The sequence below is a fragment of the Corynebacterium macclintockiae genome, from assembly GCF_027570165.1.
Lineage (GTDB): Bacteria > Actinomycetota > Actinomycetes > Mycobacteriales > Mycobacteriaceae > Corynebacterium > Corynebacterium macclintockiae.
In genome coordinates this window covers 268294-286184 of record NZ_JAKMUV010000001.1, presented here as the reverse complement: position 1 = coordinate 286184, position 17891 = coordinate 268294, and the positions used below count along the sequence as shown (strand labels likewise).

At 63.0% G+C, this 17891-nt stretch carries 13 protein-coding genes, 2 tRNA genes and 1 pseudogene; 9 read left to right on the top strand and 7 right to left on the bottom strand.

The window, feature by feature from the left end; all coding sequences use genetic code 11:
- Positions 1-120: 120 nt before the first annotated feature.
- The 4 genes from L8U58_RS01215 to L8U58_RS01200 all read right to left on the bottom strand — a co-directional run bounded on the left by L8U58_RS01215 (position 121) and on the right by L8U58_RS01200 (position 4290).
- Positions 121-1092, bottom strand: a complete 972-nt coding sequence (locus tag L8U58_RS01215; RefSeq protein WP_034972269.1) for a ribose-phosphate diphosphokinase — start codon at positions 1090-1092, stop codon at positions 121-123.
- A gap of 110 nt (positions 1093-1202) precedes the next feature.
- Positions 1203-2720 carry a bifunctional UDP-N-acetylglucosamine diphosphorylase/glucosamine-1-phosphate N-acetyltransferase GlmU gene (glmU, locus tag L8U58_RS01210; protein ID WP_420839811.1) on the bottom strand — a complete coding sequence of 506 codons (1518 nt, stop codon included), beginning with the start codon at positions 2718-2720 and terminating at the stop codon, positions 1203-1205.
- 87 nt (positions 2721-2807) lie between these two features.
- Positions 2808-4190, bottom strand: a complete 1383-nt coding sequence (locus L8U58_RS01205) for an MFS transporter (protein ID WP_269954508.1) — start codon at positions 4188-4190, stop codon at positions 2808-2810.
- A gap of 28 nt (positions 4191-4218) precedes the next feature.
- Positions 4219-4290, bottom strand: a tRNA-Gln gene (locus L8U58_RS01200).
- A 90-nt stretch (positions 4291-4380) separates the two neighbouring features.
- On the opposite strand from L8U58_RS01200, the gene mfd reads away from it, so the two are divergent.
- Positions 4381-8100, top strand: coding sequence for a transcription-repair coupling factor (mfd, locus tag L8U58_RS01195; RefSeq protein WP_269954507.1), 3720 nt, complete (start codon positions 4381-4383; stop codon positions 8098-8100).
- Positions 8101-8125: 25 nt separating this feature from the next.
- A complete protein-coding gene (locus tag L8U58_RS01190) occupies positions 8126-9427 on the top strand; it encodes a MazG nucleotide pyrophosphohydrolase domain-containing protein (RefSeq protein ID WP_269954506.1) in 1302 nt (433 codons plus the stop codon).
- Here L8U58_RS01190 and L8U58_RS01185 read toward each other — a convergent pair.
- The 3 genes and pseudogenes from L8U58_RS01185 to L8U58_RS01175 form a co-directional block, all read right to left on the bottom strand.
- The gene (locus tag L8U58_RS01185) at positions 9424-10281 is read right to left on the bottom strand and encodes a metal ABC transporter permease (protein ID WP_034967321.1); all 858 of its coding nucleotides are present in this window, start codon (positions 10279-10281) and stop codon (positions 9424-9426) included. The genes L8U58_RS01190 and L8U58_RS01185 overlap by 4 nt on opposite strands.
- Positions 10281-11024 (bottom strand): annotated as a pseudogene (locus L8U58_RS01180) (metal ABC transporter ATP-binding protein); the annotation flags it as partial. The gene L8U58_RS01185 and the pseudogene L8U58_RS01180, both read right to left, overlap by 1 nt.
- Before the next feature lie 108 nt (positions 11025-11132).
- Positions 11133-12053 (bottom strand): metal ABC transporter solute-binding protein, Zn/Mn family, encoded by a 921-nt coding sequence (locus L8U58_RS01175; RefSeq protein WP_080716132.1) that lies wholly within the window; start codon positions 12051-12053, stop codon positions 11133-11135.
- 116 nt (positions 12054-12169) lie between these two features.
- On the opposite strand from L8U58_RS01175, the gene L8U58_RS01170 reads away from it, so the two are divergent.
- The 7 genes from L8U58_RS01170 to L8U58_RS01140 all read left to right on the top strand — a co-directional run bounded on the left by L8U58_RS01170 (position 12170) and on the right by L8U58_RS01140 (position 17886).
- Complete coding sequence (locus L8U58_RS01170) at positions 12170-12850, top strand: metal-dependent transcriptional regulator (protein WP_034967317.1); 681 nt, start codon at positions 12170-12172, stop codon at positions 12848-12850.
- A 92-nt stretch (positions 12851-12942) separates the two neighbouring features.
- The gene (locus L8U58_RS01165) at positions 12943-13818 is read left to right on the top strand and encodes a lytic transglycosylase domain-containing protein (RefSeq protein ID WP_269954505.1); all 876 of its coding nucleotides are present in this window, start codon (positions 12943-12945) and stop codon (positions 13816-13818) included.
- A gap of 181 nt (positions 13819-13999) precedes the next feature.
- Positions 14000-15277, top strand: coding sequence for a phosphopyruvate hydratase (gene eno, locus L8U58_RS01160; protein ID WP_034967311.1), 1278 nt, complete (start codon positions 14000-14002; stop codon positions 15275-15277).
- A 97-nt stretch (positions 15278-15374) separates the two neighbouring features.
- Positions 15375-16130 carry an FtsB family cell division protein gene (locus tag L8U58_RS01155; protein WP_269954504.1) on the top strand — a complete coding sequence of 252 codons (756 nt, stop codon included), beginning with the start codon at positions 15375-15377 and terminating at the stop codon, positions 16128-16130.
- A gap of 81 nt (positions 16131-16211) precedes the next feature.
- The gene (locus tag L8U58_RS01150) at positions 16212-16778 is read left to right on the top strand and encodes a DUF501 domain-containing protein (RefSeq protein ID WP_035001114.1); all 567 of its coding nucleotides are present in this window, start codon (positions 16212-16214) and stop codon (positions 16776-16778) included.
- A gap of 60 nt (positions 16779-16838) precedes the next feature.
- Positions 16839-17822, top strand: a complete 984-nt coding sequence (locus tag L8U58_RS01145) for a Ppx/GppA phosphatase family protein (protein ID WP_080719921.1) — start codon at positions 16839-16841, stop codon at positions 17820-17822.
- Positions 17813-17886 (top strand) — tRNA-Leu (locus L8U58_RS01140). Before L8U58_RS01145 ends, L8U58_RS01140 begins: the two co-directional genes overlap by 10 nt.
- Positions 17887-17891: the final 5 nt, after the last annotated feature.

Genomic DNA, 17891 nt, shown 5'->3' with positions numbered 1-17891 from the left:
GTCAAACAAAAAGAAGGGGGAATGTGCTTTTCGCGCCGATAACGGCCAAATCCTGTAGAAGAATTCAGCCCTCGCCGAGATTCGAAAGTATGTTAGCACACCCCCAACCGGGGAATAAAACTACTCAAACAGAGTGGTCACGGAGCCATTCTCGAAGATCTCGTGAATGGTCTTAGCCACCAGCGGGGCGATAGACAGCACCGTCAGGTTGTCCCAGCCCTCGGTGGACTGCGGCAGCGTGTCGGTGGTGATGATCTCGCGGGCGCCACAGTTGCTCAGGCGTTCGCGTGCCGGGCCGCTGAACACACCGTGGGTGGTAGCGATGATCACGTCGCCCGCGCCAGCTTCGCGCAGCACGCCGACGGCGCCAGCGATGGTTCCACCGGTATCGATCATGTCATCCAGCAGCACGCAGGTGCGGCCCTTCACGTCACCGACCACGCGGTTGGCGGTGACCTTGTTGGCCACGTCTACGTCGCGGGTCTTGTGGATGAAGGCCAGCGGGGCATCGCCCAGCACGTTGGCCCACTTCTCGGCTACCTTCACGCGGCCGGCATCGGGGGAGACCACGCAGATGTTGTCCAGGTTGTAGTTGGACTTCACGTGGTCGGTCAGGATCGGCATGGCGTGCATGTGGTCCACCGGGCCATCGAAGAAGCCCTGGATCTGATCCGTGTGCAGGTCGACGGAGACGATGCGGTCTGCGCCGGCGGTCTTCAACAGGTCGGCAACCAGGCGGGCGGAGATCGGCTCGCGGCCGCGGTGCTTTTTATCCTGGCGGGCGTAGGGGTAGAACGGCAAGATCGCGGTGATGCGCTTGGCAGAGCCGCGCTTCAGAGCGTCGATCATGATCAACTGTTCCATCAGCCAGTTATTCAACGGCTGCGGGTGGGACTGGAGCACGAAGGCATCGGAACCGCGGACGGACTCTTCGAAGCGAACGAAGATCTCGCCATTGGCGAAGTCGCGGGCGGTGGTCGGAGTGACCTCGATGCCCAGTTCGCGGGCAACAGCCTCCCCCAATTCCGGATGAGCCCTGCCGCTAAACAGCATCAGGTTCTTTTGATTGTCGATCCAGTGGGTGGTGGACACTTGTGCTTTAACCTTCCGGTCGAAGAGCTGGACTATTAACCTTTTAATAGGGCGCTCCCCATTTTAGGTCGCGCCCAAAGATATCAACAAAACCAGAGCGGCGGAGTGCGCTACTGCTGGTCAGCTTGTGGCGTGGAGGCTGGCGAACCGCCTTCGGCCACGCGCTTGGCGGCGGCTTCCCCGGCTTCAGCTGCCGGGGTGCCGGGGCGCTTCTTAGCGACCCAACCCTCGACGTTTCGCTGCTTTCCGCCGGAGACCACCAGTGCTCCCGGAGGTACATCCTCCTTGATCACGGTGCCGGCACCAGAGTACGCGCCATCGCCCACGACGACCGGGGCGATAAACATCGAATCCGAGCCGGTGCGCACGTGGGAGCCCACGGTGGTGTGGTGCTTGTTCACGCCGTCGTAGTTCACGAACACGCTGGAGGCGCCGATGTTGGAGTATTCGCCGATCGTTGCATCGCCGACGTACGTCAGGTGCGGAACCTTGGAGCCCCGCCCGATGTTCGCCTTCTTGGCTTCGACGAAGCCGCCGAGCTTGCCCTCTTCGCCCAGCACCGTGCCGGGGCGGATGTAGGTGTAGGGGCCGACCTCGGCACGCGGGCCGATGGTGGAATCGGAGCCGTGGGTGCGCACAACGTGTGCGCCTTCGCCGACCGTGACATTCTCCAGCGTGGTATCCGGTCCGATCTGCGTATTGTCGGCGATGGTCGTGGTGCCAAGCAGCTGGGTGCCCGGCAGGATGGTTACGTCCTGGCCGACCTTTACGTCCACGTCGATCCAGGTCGTCGTCGGATCCACGATGGTCGCCCCGCCACGCATTGCGGCGGTTACGGTGCGGCGGTTGAGCTCGGCGCCTGCGGCGGCTAGCTGTACGCGGTCGTTGACGCCCGCCAGTTCCGCCGCATCGGCGGCGATGTGGGCACGCACGGGGTGGCCCGCTCGACGGGCGATGCTCAGAACGTCGGTCAGGTACAGCTCGCCCTGGGCGTTATCGGTATTCAACTGCGCCAAGCCGTCGCGCAGAATTGCAGCGTCGAAGGCGAACACGCCAGAGTTGACCTCGGTAATTGCCTTCTGCTTCTCCGTCGCGTCCTTTTCCTCGACGATGGCGGTGACCATGCCGTCGTTGGTGCGCAGGATGCGGCCGTACCCGGTGGGGTTGTCCTGGTGGACGGACAGCACGGTTACGCTCGCGCCATTATGGGTGGCGGTGAGTTCCCGCAGGGTATCGGGTGAAAGTAGTGGAACGTCCGCGTTGGTGACCACGACGGTGCCCTCGAAGCCTTCCAGTGCCTCCATCGCGCACTGCACGGCGTGGCCGGTGCCGTTCTGCTGTTCCTGGACAGCCGTGTCGATCTCACGCCCCAGCTGCTTGGATACCTCGGCTACAGCCGGGCCGACCTGGTCGCGCCCGTGGCCGATAACAGCAACGATGCGGGCCGGGTCGATGCCGGCGGCGGCGTGCAGGCTGTGGGAAAGGAGGGTGCGCCCGCCGATGGAGTGCAGGGTCTTTTGGGTTGCGGACTTCATCCGCGTACCCGCCCCAGCGGCCAGCACGATCACTGCCACAGGCTTGTCTTGGGCCTTCGGGTGAGCTTCGGGGTTCTGTGCAGCATCAGTCACGTTGTTGGCATTCCTTACTTTCGGTTAAAGCGAATTCCAGCATAGCGTCGCTTCGCCGCCGCGTCGGTGAGGGTCGCCCGCGAGCGTTTAAGAAATCTCGCTTTTGCCCACCGATACCTCCGGCAAGCTCTTGGACAGGGCTGCGCCCAGCAGGCCGAAAAGAGCCAGCGCGGCCAGCGCAACCTCGGGGGAAAGCAGAGCCAGCACACTGGTCAGCGCACCCACGATCAGCAGCAACACGCCCATCAGCGTGTTGGCTACCGACACATAGCGGGTGCGCTGTGTGCCCTCTGCCATGTCGACGATATAGGTGGAGCGGGCGACCCTAATCGCAGCGTGGGCAAGCGAAATGATGAAGAACGCGATGGGGAGCCACCACACCAGGGCAGTGGTCCACGCGTGGGCGTCACTAAGCGAAGAAACATAACTCAGCACCACAGTGACGATTAGGACGATCGTGGCCAACAGCGCGGCGCCGGACAGGGTGTTGCGGGAGCTCACATCCGACAGCCAGCCCGAGACCCTGCCCGCGAGCAACGAGGCCACGCCAGCGGCGATAACGAAGGTGCCCAGGCCTGTGAAAATGGCGCTGGCCAGCGAGGATTCCTCCGCGGCGCTTTGCTGGTTCGCCATTGTGACCAGGAACGTCGGCGATAGCGCGGAGGCCAGTAGCAGCGAACGGACCAGCACGAAGCGCCTAAAGTTGCGGTCAGAACGTACGAGGTCCACGATGTCGTCGACCACATCGCGTACGTAGTTCGTGCCCTGTGGCAGGTCTTTTTCTTCTTGTTTAGTGACGCCCTCCCGGATCCCCTTAAACAGCCATGCGCTGGCCAACCAGGAGACAGCGGCGATGGCGAAAAGGATTGCGAAGAGGGAGGGGGTGAGCTCCCCACGGGCGGCCTGAATGGCCACACCCACCAGGATCGCCACCGCACCAGACAGGGTGGTGGCAAAACCGGTCAGGCGCCCGCGGAAGCCCTTCGGCACGGTGCGCCCAGCGATATCTTTACTGGTCAGCGAAACCAAAGAGCGGCAGGTGGACAGCAGAGCGAGGGCGAGCAGGATGATTAACCCGGCCAGCAATCCATCGGTCAGAAGTGCTGCGGCGACCATGATCGCGCACGCCAGCGCCTGGCCAAGCGTGCCGATGAGCATGAAACCCAACCGCGAGGTCTTCGTCTGCAGCCACGGGCGGAACAGGGCCTGCGGCAGCATTGAACCGGACTCGCGGATCGGCACCAGCAGTGGAATGACCCACGCCGGGGCGGCGACGACCGACAGGAACCACGGCAGAACCGTCTTCGCAGAAACGATCTGATCGCCGATGTTCTGCGTGCCGAAGCCCAGGGAATAGCGACCCGCGTTTTCCTCGACGTGCTTCAGGTCGCTCTCGGGTGGTGTGCCGATGAATTTCGTGGTGAATGTGTGCCAGAACCTACTGGAATCTGTGCTGGACTTGTCGGACATGTATCGCCCCACCCTCCAAAAGAAAAAGCTCTCCCACCAGGACTCGAACCTAGAATGACGGTACCAAAAACCGTAGTGTTGCCAATTACACCATGGGAGAAGCGCACATATTGATGTGCAGCGAACACTTTACAGCACACCCAACCGGGCGCATAAACCGCCGGGTGATGTGGAAGATAGACTGTTGGCCATGAGTCAGACAGCCACGTCGCAAGCCAACGCCAACCCTTCGTCGAAACCGGCGCCCAGCCTGGCGGGGCTGCTGAAAGCCGCCGCGCAGGACGGGAAACTGCGCGGGATGATGACGCACCTGGGGGAGGGTTCCCTGCACATGCAGGCCCCCGAGGGCGCGTGGCCTTTCGTTGTCGGCACACTGGCGCAGCGTACCCCGCTGCTGGTGGTCACGGCCACGGGGCGCCAGGCCCAGGACCTGACCACGGTGCTGCGCTACATGCTGGGGGATCGCGTGGAACTGTTCCCGTCGTGGGAGACCCTGCCGCACGAGAAGCTGTCCCCGGCTGTGGAGACGGTCTCCACCCGCATGCGAGTACTGCGCCGACTGCACGAGGGCGACGAGAACCTGCAGGTCGTGGTGGCTCCAACGCGCGCGACGGTGCAGCCCGTGCAGTCCAACCTGGGCGAGGTCACCCCCGTGCGGCTGAAGGCAGGGGAGGAGATAGACTTCGATTCCCTGACCCACCGACTGCAGGAGCTCGGCTACACCCACGTCGATGTGGTGGGCAAACGCGGCCACTTCGCCATCCGCGGCGGCATTGTGGATATCTTCCCCGCGACCGAGGAGATGCCCGTCCGCGTGGATTTCTGGGGTGACGAGATCACGGAGGTTCGCGCCTTTAGCGTCGGCGACCAGCGGACCATCCCTGGGGTAGAGCCCGACGAGGTGATGGTCTACGCGTGCCGGGAACTGATCGTCACGGACAAGGTGGCGTCCAAAGCAAAGAACTTGGCCCAAGAACACGCCGGCAACGCGGAGCTGGCCGAGATTCTCGACAAGATCAGCCAGAAAATCCAGGTACAGGGGATGGAATCGCTGATTCCGGCGCTGCACACGGCCGAGCTGGTGGCGCTGCCGGAGCTCATGCCGGAAGGTACGCACACGCTGGTGATGGCGCCCGCGGCCGTCGAACGCCGCGCCCACGACCTGCGCGAAACCGGCCAGCAGTTCCTGGAGGCAGGCTGGGATGTCGCCGCCATGGGCGGCTCGGCGCCGATGGAGGGCGTGGCTTATCTCTCGATCGACGCGGTACAGAAGGTGCAGCAGAAGCTGGGGCGGCCCTGGTGGACGCTGTCTACGCTCGGGATGGCGGATTTTGACGCCGACACTTCCGACGTTTTAGAACTCAACTACGACTCGGCGCCCCGACCGCACGGCGAGATGGAGGCCATCGGCGCGCTGATGAGCGACATCCGCAAGCGCGTGGAATCCGGTGGAAGGGTGGCCTTCGCCGCCCCGACCCCGGCCGTGGCGGCTCGCATGCTGCGGCGCTTCCAGGAGGCCGGCATTGCGGCCGAGGCGATCGGAGTGGACCTCAGTGGCAGTCGTGGCCTGGGGCGGATCAAGAAGTCCAAGCACACCACCGCCGACGAGCCCGCACCCCGCCAGGTGAGCATCTATCACGCTGTGGCCTTTGAAGGGCTGGTGTTCCCCTTCGCCGGGGATGACAAGCGCCCCAGCCTGCTGTTTTTCACGGAAACGGACCTGACAGGCAACCGCGTGGACGCGAAGGCCACAGGCAAGCGCAAGCCCGCCAAGAAGCGCAATCGCGTGGACCCGCTGGCGTTGGAGCCGGGCGATCTGGTGGTGCACGATTCCCATGGCATTGGCAAGTTCGTGAAGATGACGGAACGCACGGTGGGCAAGGGGCCGGACGCCTCCCGCCGCGAATACCTGGTGCTGGAGTACGCCCCCAGCAAGCGGGGTGGGCCGGGCGATCAGCTTTACGTGCCGATGGATCAGCTGGATATGCTGTCGCGCTACGTCGGTGGGGAGAAGCCCTCGCTGTCGAAGATGGGTGGCGCGGATTGGAAGAACACCAAGCGCAAGGCCCGCGGTGCGGTGCGGGAGATTGCGGGCGAGCTGGTGCAGCTCTACGCCAGCCGCCAGGCCGCGCCGGGTTACGCCTTTGCACCAGATACGCCCTGGCAGCGGGAGATGGAAGATGCCTTCCCGTTCACAGAGACCGAGGACCAGTACAACGCCATCGAGGCTGTGAAGGCCGACATGGAAAAGCCGGTGCCGATGGACCGCGTGATCGTCGGCGACGTGGGCTATGGCAAGACCGAGGTGGCGGTGCGCGCCGCATTCAAGGCCGTGCAGTCCGGCAAGCAGGTGGCCGTGCTGGTGCCGACCACCCTGTTGGCGCAGCAGCACTACAACACGTTTAGCGAGCGCATGCAGGACTTTCCCACCACTATCAAGGAGCTATCGCGCTTTACCACCCCGGCGGAATCCAAGAAGGTCATCGCCGGCATGGCCGACGGCACGGTGGACATCGTGATCGGTACCCACCGCCTGCTGCAGACAGGCGTGCATTGGAAGAACCTGGGGCTGATCATCGTGGACGAGGAGCAGCGCTTCGGTGTGGAGCACAAGGAGCACATCAAGTCGCTGCGCACCCACGTGGACGTGCTGACGATGTCTGCGACCCCGATTCCCCGCACGCTGGAAATGTCGATGGCGGGCATCCGTGAGATGTCGACCATTCTCACCCCGCCGGAGGATCGTCACCCCGTGCTGACGTATGTGGGTGCGCAGGAGGATAAGCACGTGGCCGCGGCCATCCGCCGCGAGCTGTTGCGCGACGGCCAGGTGTTCTACGTGCACAACAAGGTCCGCAGTATTGAGCAGACCGCCGCGGACATTCGCCGCCTGGTACCGGAGGCCCGCGTGGTGGTCGCACACGGCCAGATGAGCGAGGAGCAGCTGGAGACCACGGTGAAGGGCTTCTGGGATCGCGAGTTCGACGTACTGGTGTGTACCACCATCGTGGAGACGGGCCTGGACATTGCGAATGCCAACACCTTGATCGTGGAAAACGCCCACCACATGGGGCTGTCCCAGCTGCATCAGCTGCGCGGCCGCGTGGGGCGCTCCCGCGAGCGCGGTTACGCCTACTTCCTATACCCGAAGGGGGAGGTGCTGACCGAGACCTCCTACGACCGGCTGACGACCATCGCCCAGAACAACGACCTGGGCGCAGGCATGGCCGTGGCCATGAAGGACCTGGAGATGCGCGGTGCTGGCAACGTGCTGGGCGCCGAGCAGTCCGGACACATCGCAGGCGTGGGCTTCGACCTTTATGTCCGCCTGGTCGGCGAGGCTGTGGAGGCGTTCCGCGCGATGGCCGACGGCAAGCCCGTCGATGGCCGGGAGGAGGAAAAGAAGGAGATCCGCATCGACCTGCCGGTGGACGCGCACATCCCGGCCGAGTACATCGCTTCGGAGCGGCTGCGCCTGGAGGCTTACCGCAAGTTCGCCGAGGTGCAGGACGAGGAGCAGATGGAGAAGGTCCTCGAGGAGCTGCGCGACCGCTATGGCGAGCCGCCGGAGCAGATCCAGATGCTCGCGGTGCTCTCGCGCCTGCGACTGCTGTGCCGCGATCTGCAGGTCACGGAGGTGGTGGCCACGGGCTCGAAGATCAGCTTCAGCCCCATCGAGCTGCAGGATTCCACCCAGGTGCGCCTGAAGCGCCTGTTCCCCGCCGCGAACTACCGCGCGACCACCAAGATCGTGCTGATCCCGGCGCCGAAGCGCGGCCAGGGCATGCGCGCGGTTCCGCTGCGCGATACGGAGCTGGTGCAGTGGTGCGCCGATGCGTTGACGCAGCTGGCTGGCATCCCGATTCGCAACATGTCGGGTGGCTCAGGCAAGGATAAGGGCACGTCCTAAACACCGACGCGCTAGAATAACCGCCATGTCAGTCGTATTACTAGATCCCCGTTTCCCCGCGATGATTCCCGTAGAGGCCGTCGATCTGCTCCGTGGAGATGTTTGCTACACGGAGGAGGTGCCCATCCGCGTCCGCTGGGTTATTGCGGATCTGGGCGGCCACACGGTCGATGAGTCCGACATCATCGTCACGACGGATCTGGAAAACGAGGCAGTCGTTACCCGCATCGAGGCTGGTGAGGACCTCATCACTGCGCCGAGCCTAAAGGTGCACATGGAGCCCGCCCGCGAGCTGGAGGCCGGTAGCTCTTCTGTTAGTGACGCCACCGACGGGGAAGACGCAGCCGAGATCACCCACTCGGGCGATGGCGTGGTGGACGGTGAGATCGTCGGGACCGACGAGCACACGGCGGCTGTGGCCGGCCTGCGCCGCACGACGCGCACCGAGGTTCCGGCTTCCGTGATGGATGAGATCGAGGATGCGGTGGCGCTGATGGCGCGTGCCCTGCGCCAGGGGGAGTGGGAGCAGTCCATGACCCACACCAGCCTGGTGAAGTTCCTGCGGGAGGAAACAGAGGAGCTGGCTCGCACCATCGACCTGATGGAGAGCTGGAAGCCCGAGGGCGAGGGTGAGGCTGCTGCGCGCCCGGAGTGGATCGAGCAGGATCTGTGCTCCGAGCTGTCGGACGTTTTGCTGCAGGTGCTTTTCCACGCGGAGATCGCCAACCGACGTGGCGCCTTCGACATTGGCCACGTGGCCGGGGCGTTTTCGGCGAAGCTGCGCGCCCGCGCCCCCTACCTGTTTGAGGAGGTCGAGCGCCAGGTTCCTCGCCAGGAGCAGGATCGTCTGTGGGAGGAGGGTAAGAAGGAAGAGGAAGCCCAGCGAATCCGCAGTTTCGGTGAGGAGTACCTGCGCTACAGCGAGGCCAAGAAGGAAGCTGAGCAGAAGGCAGCCGAGAAGCAGGCTGAACCTGCACAGCCTGCACAGCCTAGCCAGCAGGCTCAGCCCCGCCGAGAGCCGCACGCAAAACAGTTCCCGGCCGTGCAAGCGCCCGCTGAAACGGCAGGTCACGCAGTCCCCGCCGGCTCTGCTGGCACAGCTGCAGACCCGGCCGGCACCAGCGCCCTGTCCGCCGCGGAGGCCGTCATCGCCGAGGCACGGCAGCTGGGCATCCCGGATAAGGACATCCCGACCGACATCCGCTATCCGATGGTTGGCCTGGAGCTAGATAGCCCCGGTGAGGCAGAGCGTCGCCTCCACGACGCTGTTGTGGCGTTCCGCGAGAAGCTGCGCACCCAACATAACCCCCAGCAGCAGGGCAACTAGCGGCGCGCCAGCAGCGCCCGCACCAGCCCCTCGCGCGGGGCGAAGAGGTACGTCAGGCAGAAGATCCCTGACTGCACCAGCACAATCGTGCCGCCGGTGGAGACATTCAGGTTGAAGCTCAGCAGGATGCCCGCCACGCAGCTCACCCACGCCACCAGCGGCGCGATCAGCAGCATGCGGCGGAAGCGCCTCGTCCACAGATAAGCCGTCGCGCCGGGGGTAATCAGCATTGCTACCACCAGGATCACGCCGACGGCCTGTGCGCTGGCCACCACCACGCACGCCAGGCACGCCAGCAGCGCCCACCGTATGGCCTTCGTGTTGAAGCCCATGGTTCTGGAGTGTTCGGCGTCAAAGGCCCACAGGGTAAACGTGCGTGCATTCGCCAGCAGCACCACAAACGCGATGCCGCCAATGGCCAGGATCTGCCACAGCGCGGACTGCGTAATGCCCAGCAGGTTGCCGAACAGGATCTCCTGCAGGTGTGTGCCGCTGGGAGTTACGGAGAGCAACACCAGGCCGAGGGCGAAGAAGGTGGTGAAGATGATGCCGATGGAGGTGTCTTCCCGCAGCGTGGTTCTTTCCTTGACCGAGCCCACCAGGCCCACGGCAATGAGGGCGGCGATCATCGCGCCGACGGCGAAGGGCGCTCCGAAGATGTAGGCCAGCACCACGCCTGGCAGTACGGCGTGCGAGACCGCATCGCCGAGCAGCGACCAGCCCACCAGAATTAGCCAGCAGCTCAGCAGTCCCGCCACCACGGCCATCACGCTGGCGGCGAGCACCGCCCGCTGGACGAAGCTGTAGCTCAAGGGGAACAGGATCGGGTCGAAAACGCTTGCGAGCGTGCTCATTACTGTGCCTCCTTTCCCATAGTTACCGTGGTTCCTTCGGCCCCTGCGATTGCGGCCGTCGCGTCGGTGCTAAACGTGCGGGTGAGGTTCTCCGCCGTCAGCACTTCATCCAGCGCGCCCTCGGCGATGATCCGACGATTGAGCATCGCCACGTTGTCGCAGAGCTCCGGCAGGCGATCCAGGTCGTGGGTGGAAATCAGTAGCGCCGTGCCCGATTCCGCCAGCTGGTGCAACAGCGTGGTGATCTGCGCCTGCGATTGCGTATCCACCCCGGCGAAAGGCTCGTCCAGCAGCATAATCTTGGCCTCTTGGGCAATTCCGCGCGCGACGAAAACGCGCTTGCGCTGCCCGCCGGACAGGGCGCCGACGGGCCGATCCTGCAGCTCGGTCAGGCCGGTTTGCCGCAGCGCCTCATCGACGATGCGGTCGTTGTTCTTTTTTTCTTGACGCCACTTCTTCAACCCCAGCAGCGCCGACCCCTGGGGCAGGAGCCCCACCTTGGAGCGTGCTTTGCGCCGCCCACTGGAAACGATTTCCCGGACACTGATGGGGAAGTTCCAGTCGACGTGATCGTGCTGAGGGACGTAGGCAACCGCCCCGTTTTTCCCGGCCGCGGTGCTTTCACCGTCAGTGGCGGAATTGATGGAAATCCGTCCGTGGGTGGGCGATACCAGCCCCATGATGGCTTTGAAGAGCGTGGACTTTCCCGCGCCGTTCATGCCAATCAAGGCTGTGATCTGCCCATACTCAAGGTTAAGGGTCACGCCATTGAGCGCCTCGACGGAGCCGTACTTGACGTGCACGTCGTCGACGGCCAGTGCCGGGGGAGCTGAAGATTGCGGCGGGTTCATCTATTTTTTCGTGTCCTTACCGGTGAGTCCGCTGACGATGGTTTTGGCGTCATAGGAAAGAAGGTCCAGATAGGTCGGCACGGGGCCATCGGCTGCAGAGAGCGAGTCTACGTACAGCGTCCCGCCGTCGCGAGCGCCGGTATCGCGCATGACCTGCTCCTTCGGTCCCGGTTCAACGGTGGATTCGCAGAACACGGCAGGGACGTGGTTGTCGCGCACGAACTGGGCAGCCTGGGTGATCTGCTGAGAGGTGATCTCACCCTCGTTGTTCACCGGCCAAATATAGCCCTCCTTCATGCCCGCATCGTGGGTGAGGTAGCTGAAGGCGCCCTCGCACGACATGAGCGCGCGCTGGTTGTGCGGTAGGGAGGCCAGGCCTTCGCGTAGTTCGGACTGCACGTCGTCGAGCTTGGACTTGTACTTCTTGCCGTTGTCCTCGTAGGTCTTCGCGTTGTCCGGGCGCAGGTCGCTGAGGGCCTTAACGATGTTGTCCACGTAGGTCTTCGCGATGGTTGGGCTCATCCATGCGTGCGGGTTCGGATCGTCGGTGCCCTTGATCTTGATGGGCTTGACGCCGTCGCTGGCGGTGGCGCGCTTGGCCTTGCTGTTTTCGGTGAGCTTGTTCAGCCAGTGCTCCAGGCCTAGGCCGTTGTCGATGATGAGCTCGGCATCGGAGGCGGCAGCGATGTCGCTGGGGGAGGGATCGTATCCGTGAACTTCCGCGCCGGGCTTGGTCAGCGAGCGAACCTTGAGCGTATCGCCAGCGATGTTGGCGGTGATGTCCTCCAGGATGGTGAAGGTCGTCAGAACCTCGGCTTTGTCGTCCTTGGAGTCGTTGGCGCCGCAGGCGCTGAGCCCTGTCGCGGTGAGGACGGTGGCGCACAGCGCTGCGACCATTTTCTTCGCGGATTTCGTTTTCATGTTTCTAAACTTTCCTTCTGCGAGAGTTTCAATGTTCAATAAAGTGAACAATATAGTGCAGTGTAAACCACAAGCACGAGTTCTTTAAAGCCATTCACCCCCGTACACTGGGCTGCATGCATGTCAACGACCTGCCCGAGCGATCTCAGGACTACCTGAAGAAAATTTTCGACCTGCAGGAGTGGTCCGGTAGTGGGGTATCCCTCTCCGTTTTGGCTTCCCACATGGAACAGCGCCCGTCGACGGCTTCCGAAGCCATCAAGCGTTTGTCCGCTCAAGGTCTTGTCGAGCACGCCCCCTACGGCGACATTGCGCTGAGCGAGACCGGGCGCAAAATCGCCCTCGCGATGGTTCGCCGCCACCGGCTGATCGAAACGTTTCTGTGCAATCATCTGGGCTACGACCTCGATGAGGTGCATGCCGAAGCCGAAGTTCTGGAACACGCGGTCTCTGATACCTTCGTCGCGCGCATCGCTTCGCTGCTGAATAACCCCACCCGCGACCCGCACGGTGACCCGATCCCTGATGAGGGGGGCGATGTGCCGGAAAGTTCGGCTTTCCTTCTTTCTGACGCCCACACGGGCCAACATCTGGTCGTGGATCGCATCAGTGACAGGGATGATGCGCTGGTGCGTTACCTAACCCAGAACGGTGTACTGCCAGGGGCACAGTTCACGGTCGGCGAAAGGGTGTTTGCAGATATGGCAGAGCTGGTTTTGGCCGAGTCGGAGAAACGAGTTCAGCTGCCGGCCAGTAGTCTAAGCGCAGTATTGGTCAGGGAAGCTGCGCAGGGCTAACGGCGCAAGCAGAGCAGTAGCAAATGCGCAGTGTACAAGTGCACAGTGCGCAAGTCACAGTGCGCAAGGAAACAGGCTAGGTAAGGACATTTATGGCGTCTAACCGCTATCGTCGCCCCCAAAGAATCGAACCGAACGAATCTTTGTGGGAGGCCAGCGAAGCAGCCGACAGCGGCCGCCCGAACCGAGGACTGCTCGGCGGGTGTGGCTTCTTCGTAGTGGTCGTTGCCCTTTTGGCGATTATTGCTCTGGTGGGCTACCTTGTCGCCGGTTTCGTCTCCGGCAAAAACAACGCGGAATCCGATCGCCTGCCGGTGCCCACTGATGTGCCGCCGAAGGCTGCGGCTCCCGCTCCGACTGTGGATCTGGAAGACGCAGACGCTAGCTATCAGAAGCTCCTGGACTGGGCTAAACCGAAGTCGGAGGAGCTGAACATCCCCTTGCAAGCATTGATGGCCTATGGAAAAGCGGAGGTTTTCGTCCGCGCGAAGACCCCCGAGTGCAGTCTTTCCTGGAATACCCTCGCGGGGCTCGGTTACGTAGAGACTCGCCACGGAACCTACGACGGAGAGACCTTTGGGGCTGCCAAGCTTAACGACCAGGGCATTGCCGAGCCCGACATCATCGGTCCGCAGCTGAATGGCGAAGGTTTTGCGAAGGTGGACGATACCGACGAAGGACGGCTCGATGGCGACCGGAAGTACGACCGTGCGCTGGGACCCATGCAGTTCATCCCCGAATCCTGGAAGATCTACGGAGTAGATGCCGATAACGACGGCGAAAAGAACCCGCAGAGCGTTTATGATGCGGCGGCTTCCGCGGCAGTACTGCTGTGCAGCAAGGGGCGCGATCTAAGCACTGAAAGTGGCTGGACAAGCGCCATTAAGGGGTACAACCTGTCCGACAGGTACGTCGCGGATGTGCGGGACGCGGCGGCGAACTACGCACTGGGCCAGTCGCCGCAATAGGGGGAGTTCCCCCTTTAGGGAGGGCTAAATTTCTGAGGGTGACGGCGAAAAATCTGTGACGGTGCCACAATGGAGGCGTACTGCTGCGCCAGCGTCGTAGCGGAGACCCTTGTTAGCTGTTAATGCAGAACAGATAATCAACAGTTTGGCACACGATGCCACATGCCAAGGAGGCAGACACATGGCCCTGATCCTCAACATTGATGCCCGTGAAATCATCGATTCCCGCGGTAACCCGACCGTGGAGGTTGACGTAATGCTGGACGACGGCTCCTTCGGCCGCGCAGCCGTTCCCTCTGGCGCCTCCACCGGCGTGCACGAGGCCCACGAGCTGCGTGACGGTGGAGACCGTTACCAGGGCAAGGGCGTACTCAATGCCGTCAAGAACGTTATTGAAGACATCGACGAAGAGCTGATGGGCGTAGAGGCAGACGATCAGCGCCTGATCGACCAGCTGATGCGTGACCTGGATGGCACGGAGAACAAGTCCAAGCTGGGTGCTAACGCCATCCTGGGCGTTTCCATGGCCGTCGCCCGCGCCGCTGCAGAGTCCGCCGAACTGCCGTTGTTCCGCTACGTCGGTGGCCCGAACGCTCACGTTCTGCCGGTGCCGATGATGAACATCCTCAACGGTGGCGCACACGCTGACTCCGGTGTGGACGTCCAGGAGTTCATGATCGCCCCCATCGGCGCCGAGAGCTTCTCCGAGGCACTGCGCGTCGGCGCCGAGGTGTACCACACCCTGAAGAAGGTCATCAAGGACAAGGGTCTGTCCACCGGTCTGGGTGACGAGGGCGGCTTCGCTCCGTCCGTGGACTCCACCAAGGCTGCCCTGGATCTGATCGTCGAGGCTATCGAGAAGGCCGGCTTCAAGGTTGGTGAGGACGTTGCCCTGGCACTGGACGTTGCTTCCTCTGAGTTCTTCAAGGACGGCAAGTACCACTTCGAGGGCGGCGAGCACACCGCTGAGGAGATGGCCAAGGTGTACGAGGATCTGATCGAGGAATACCCGATCGTTTCCATCGAGGACCCGCTGCAGGAGGACGACTGGGAGGGTTACACCGCCCTGACCGCCAAGATCGGCGATAAGGTTCAGCTGGTGGGCGACGACTTCTTCGTTACCAACCCGCAGCGCCTGGCCAAGGGTATCGAGGAGAAGGCAGCCAACGCACTGCTGGTGAAGGTTAACCAGATCGGTACCCTCACCGAGACCTTCGACGCTGTCGAGCTGGCACACCGCAACGGCTACCGCACCATGATGTCCCACCGCTCCGGTGAGACCGAGGACACCACCATTGCAGACCTGGCCGTCGCACTGAACTGTGGTCAGATCAAGACCGGTGCACCGGCCCGCTCCGAGCGCGTTGCCAAGTACAACCAGCTGCTGCGTATCGAGGAGATCCTGGGCGACGCAGCTGTTTACGCTGGCCGCTCCGCATTCCCACGCTTCACCAAGTAATCCCGCGCGGATTAGCCTCGCAGTAGCCCACGCCCACCCACGTTGGTGGCCGTGGGCTACTCGCATTTCGGCCTCGCTTCGCTAGACTCTGTAGACCATGAGCGAATCGACCAAGGGCGAACCGGGAAAGGAACCGGAGGACCTGGCGCGCGCAGATGTGGCGTCAGAAAGAAAGGGGCGGGAAAGCGACCGCCCCGAGTCCGCCCGACTGCCCCGCGCACGGTCGATCGAAAGGCGCGAGAGGCGCCGCGAGCGCGCACAAACAGCGCCGAAGCGAATGGCGCGAACCTTTGTGGCAGTGCCGAAAAGCATGAGTCCAGCGACGTGGCTCGTGGCCCTGATGCTGGCGATCTTCCTGGCACTGTCGATCGCAAACCCGCTGCGCAACTACTTCGAGCAACGCGCGGAGCTGGCACAGATTAATGCGAAGATCGAGGGGCAAGAGAAAGAAAAGGCGGAGCTGACCAACGAGCTCAACCGCTACCGCGATCAGGATTACATCAAGGAGCAAGCGCGTACCCGGCTGGGGCTGATTGAACCTGGCGAGTCGGCCTATCGCATTATCTCCCCGAAGATTCACGCCGATAAGCTGGGAACCGAACAGGGCGAGGATGCCACCGGCGACGAGGCCAACCGGGATTGGTATGCGCGGCTGTGGGATTCCATCTCTACCCCAGAGGAAGCGAAGGACGAGGGCAGCGACCCGGCAAAGGAAAACCACAAGCTGCCGACGGTGCCGGAGCAGAACCCTCAACAGGATCCTGCGCAGAACTCTGAACAGGCTCCCGAACAGAACCCGGGAGCCCCGGAGGGGGCTCCACAACCCGCACCGGAACAAGCACCAGCCAACTAGCGCCGAGACCAAAAGACGCCGCGAATACAAGACGCCGCGAATACAAGAAACCGCGAATACAAGAAACGAGAAAGCACCGCAATGACCAACTTCCGCCAGCCCGGCCCACCGACCGACGATGACCTTGAGGTAATGCGCAAGCAGCTAGGCCGACCACTGCGCGGTGTGGTGGAAGTCAGCTATTACACGCCCGACGGCGTTCCGGCCGTGGTGAAGACCCAGCCGAAGTTGCCCGATGGCACCCCTTTCCCCACGCTGTACTACCTCACCGATCCGCGCCTGACCGCCGAGGCTTCCCGCCTGGAAGTCGCTGGTGTGATGAAGACGATGCAGGATCGACTGGGCGAAGACGAAGAGCTGGCGGCCGACTACCGCGCGGCGCACGAGCATTACCTAGCCGAGCGCAACAAGATGGAGGATCTGGGCACGGATTTCTCTGGCGGAGGCATGCCTGACCGCGTGAAATGCCTGCACGTCTTGATCGCCTACGCCCTGGCGGAGGGGCCAGAGCGGGTGCGCCTGGGTACCGAAGCGGTGGCGCTGGCGATTGAAAACAACCCCAAGCTGGAAGGCGCCGCGCTGCCTGCGGACTGGCCGACGTCCGCCTCGCTGGGAACGTCGATGGAAAGCGCTAGCGTCGCTGAATAAGTGGCGCGAAGCGGGCACTGAAACCCGGTGGTTCCGGGGCACTCCGGTAGCCTGGGAACCATGAGTGCTGCCCCAAACGAATCCGCCAATCCTCGCTTTGCCGCCATCGACTGCGGTACCAATTCCATCCGCTTGCTGATCAGTGAAGGTACGTCGGATGGCCAGGTCAAAGAGCTAAATAGGGATAACATCATTGTCCGACTTGGCCAGGGGGTAGACGCGACTGGTCGCTTCGCCGACGAAGCCCTGGAGCGCGTAGACAAAGCTCTGCAGATTTACGCCGACCGGATGGTGGAATACGGGGTGGTCGACGTGATGATGGGCGCGACCTCCGCCACCCGCGATGCCACGAACCGCGAAGAGTTCTTCGAGATCACCCGCCGCCACCTCGGCCGCGTGCGCGAGGGGGCGGTCGCACAGGTGATCTCCGGGGAGCAGGAGGCAGAGCTTAGCTTCCGTGGTGCCGTCACCGACCTGCCCGATGCCGAGGACCGCACCATCTGCGTGATTGACCTTGGCGGCGGTTCCACGGAGTTCGTGGTGCACGGTCCGGGGCGCGAACCGCAGGCCTTTTCTGCGAACATGGGCTGCGTCCGGCTGACGGAACGCTTCCTGGTGGACCAACCGCCCACCCCACAGCAGGTCGCGGAAGCCCGCGCCTTTGTGGAGGAGCTGCTGGGTAAGGTTCGCGAGCACGTAGAGTTGCGGGCTGTCGACCAGATCGTTGGTGTGGCTGGCACGATGACGACCCTTGCCGCCATCACCCTGGGGCTTTCGTCCTACGACCCGGAGCGCATCCACATGGCCACCCTGTCGCTGGAAGACTTCCGGTCTACGGCGCGCTCGCTGGTGGAATTGACGCCACCGCAGCGGTGCGAATACGGGCCTATGCACCCGGGCCGTGCGGATGTGATCGGTGGCGGTGCGATTGTGGTGGATGCCTTCACAAGCCAGTTTCTAGACTGGGGGCTAAGTGAGATCACAATTAGTGAGAAAGATATATTGGACGGAGTGCTGGCAGAGGTCATGGCACGCCCCCTATAGCCCAATTGGCAGAGGCAGCGGACTTAAAATCCGTTCAGTGTCGGTTCGAGTCCGACTGGGGGGACTTTT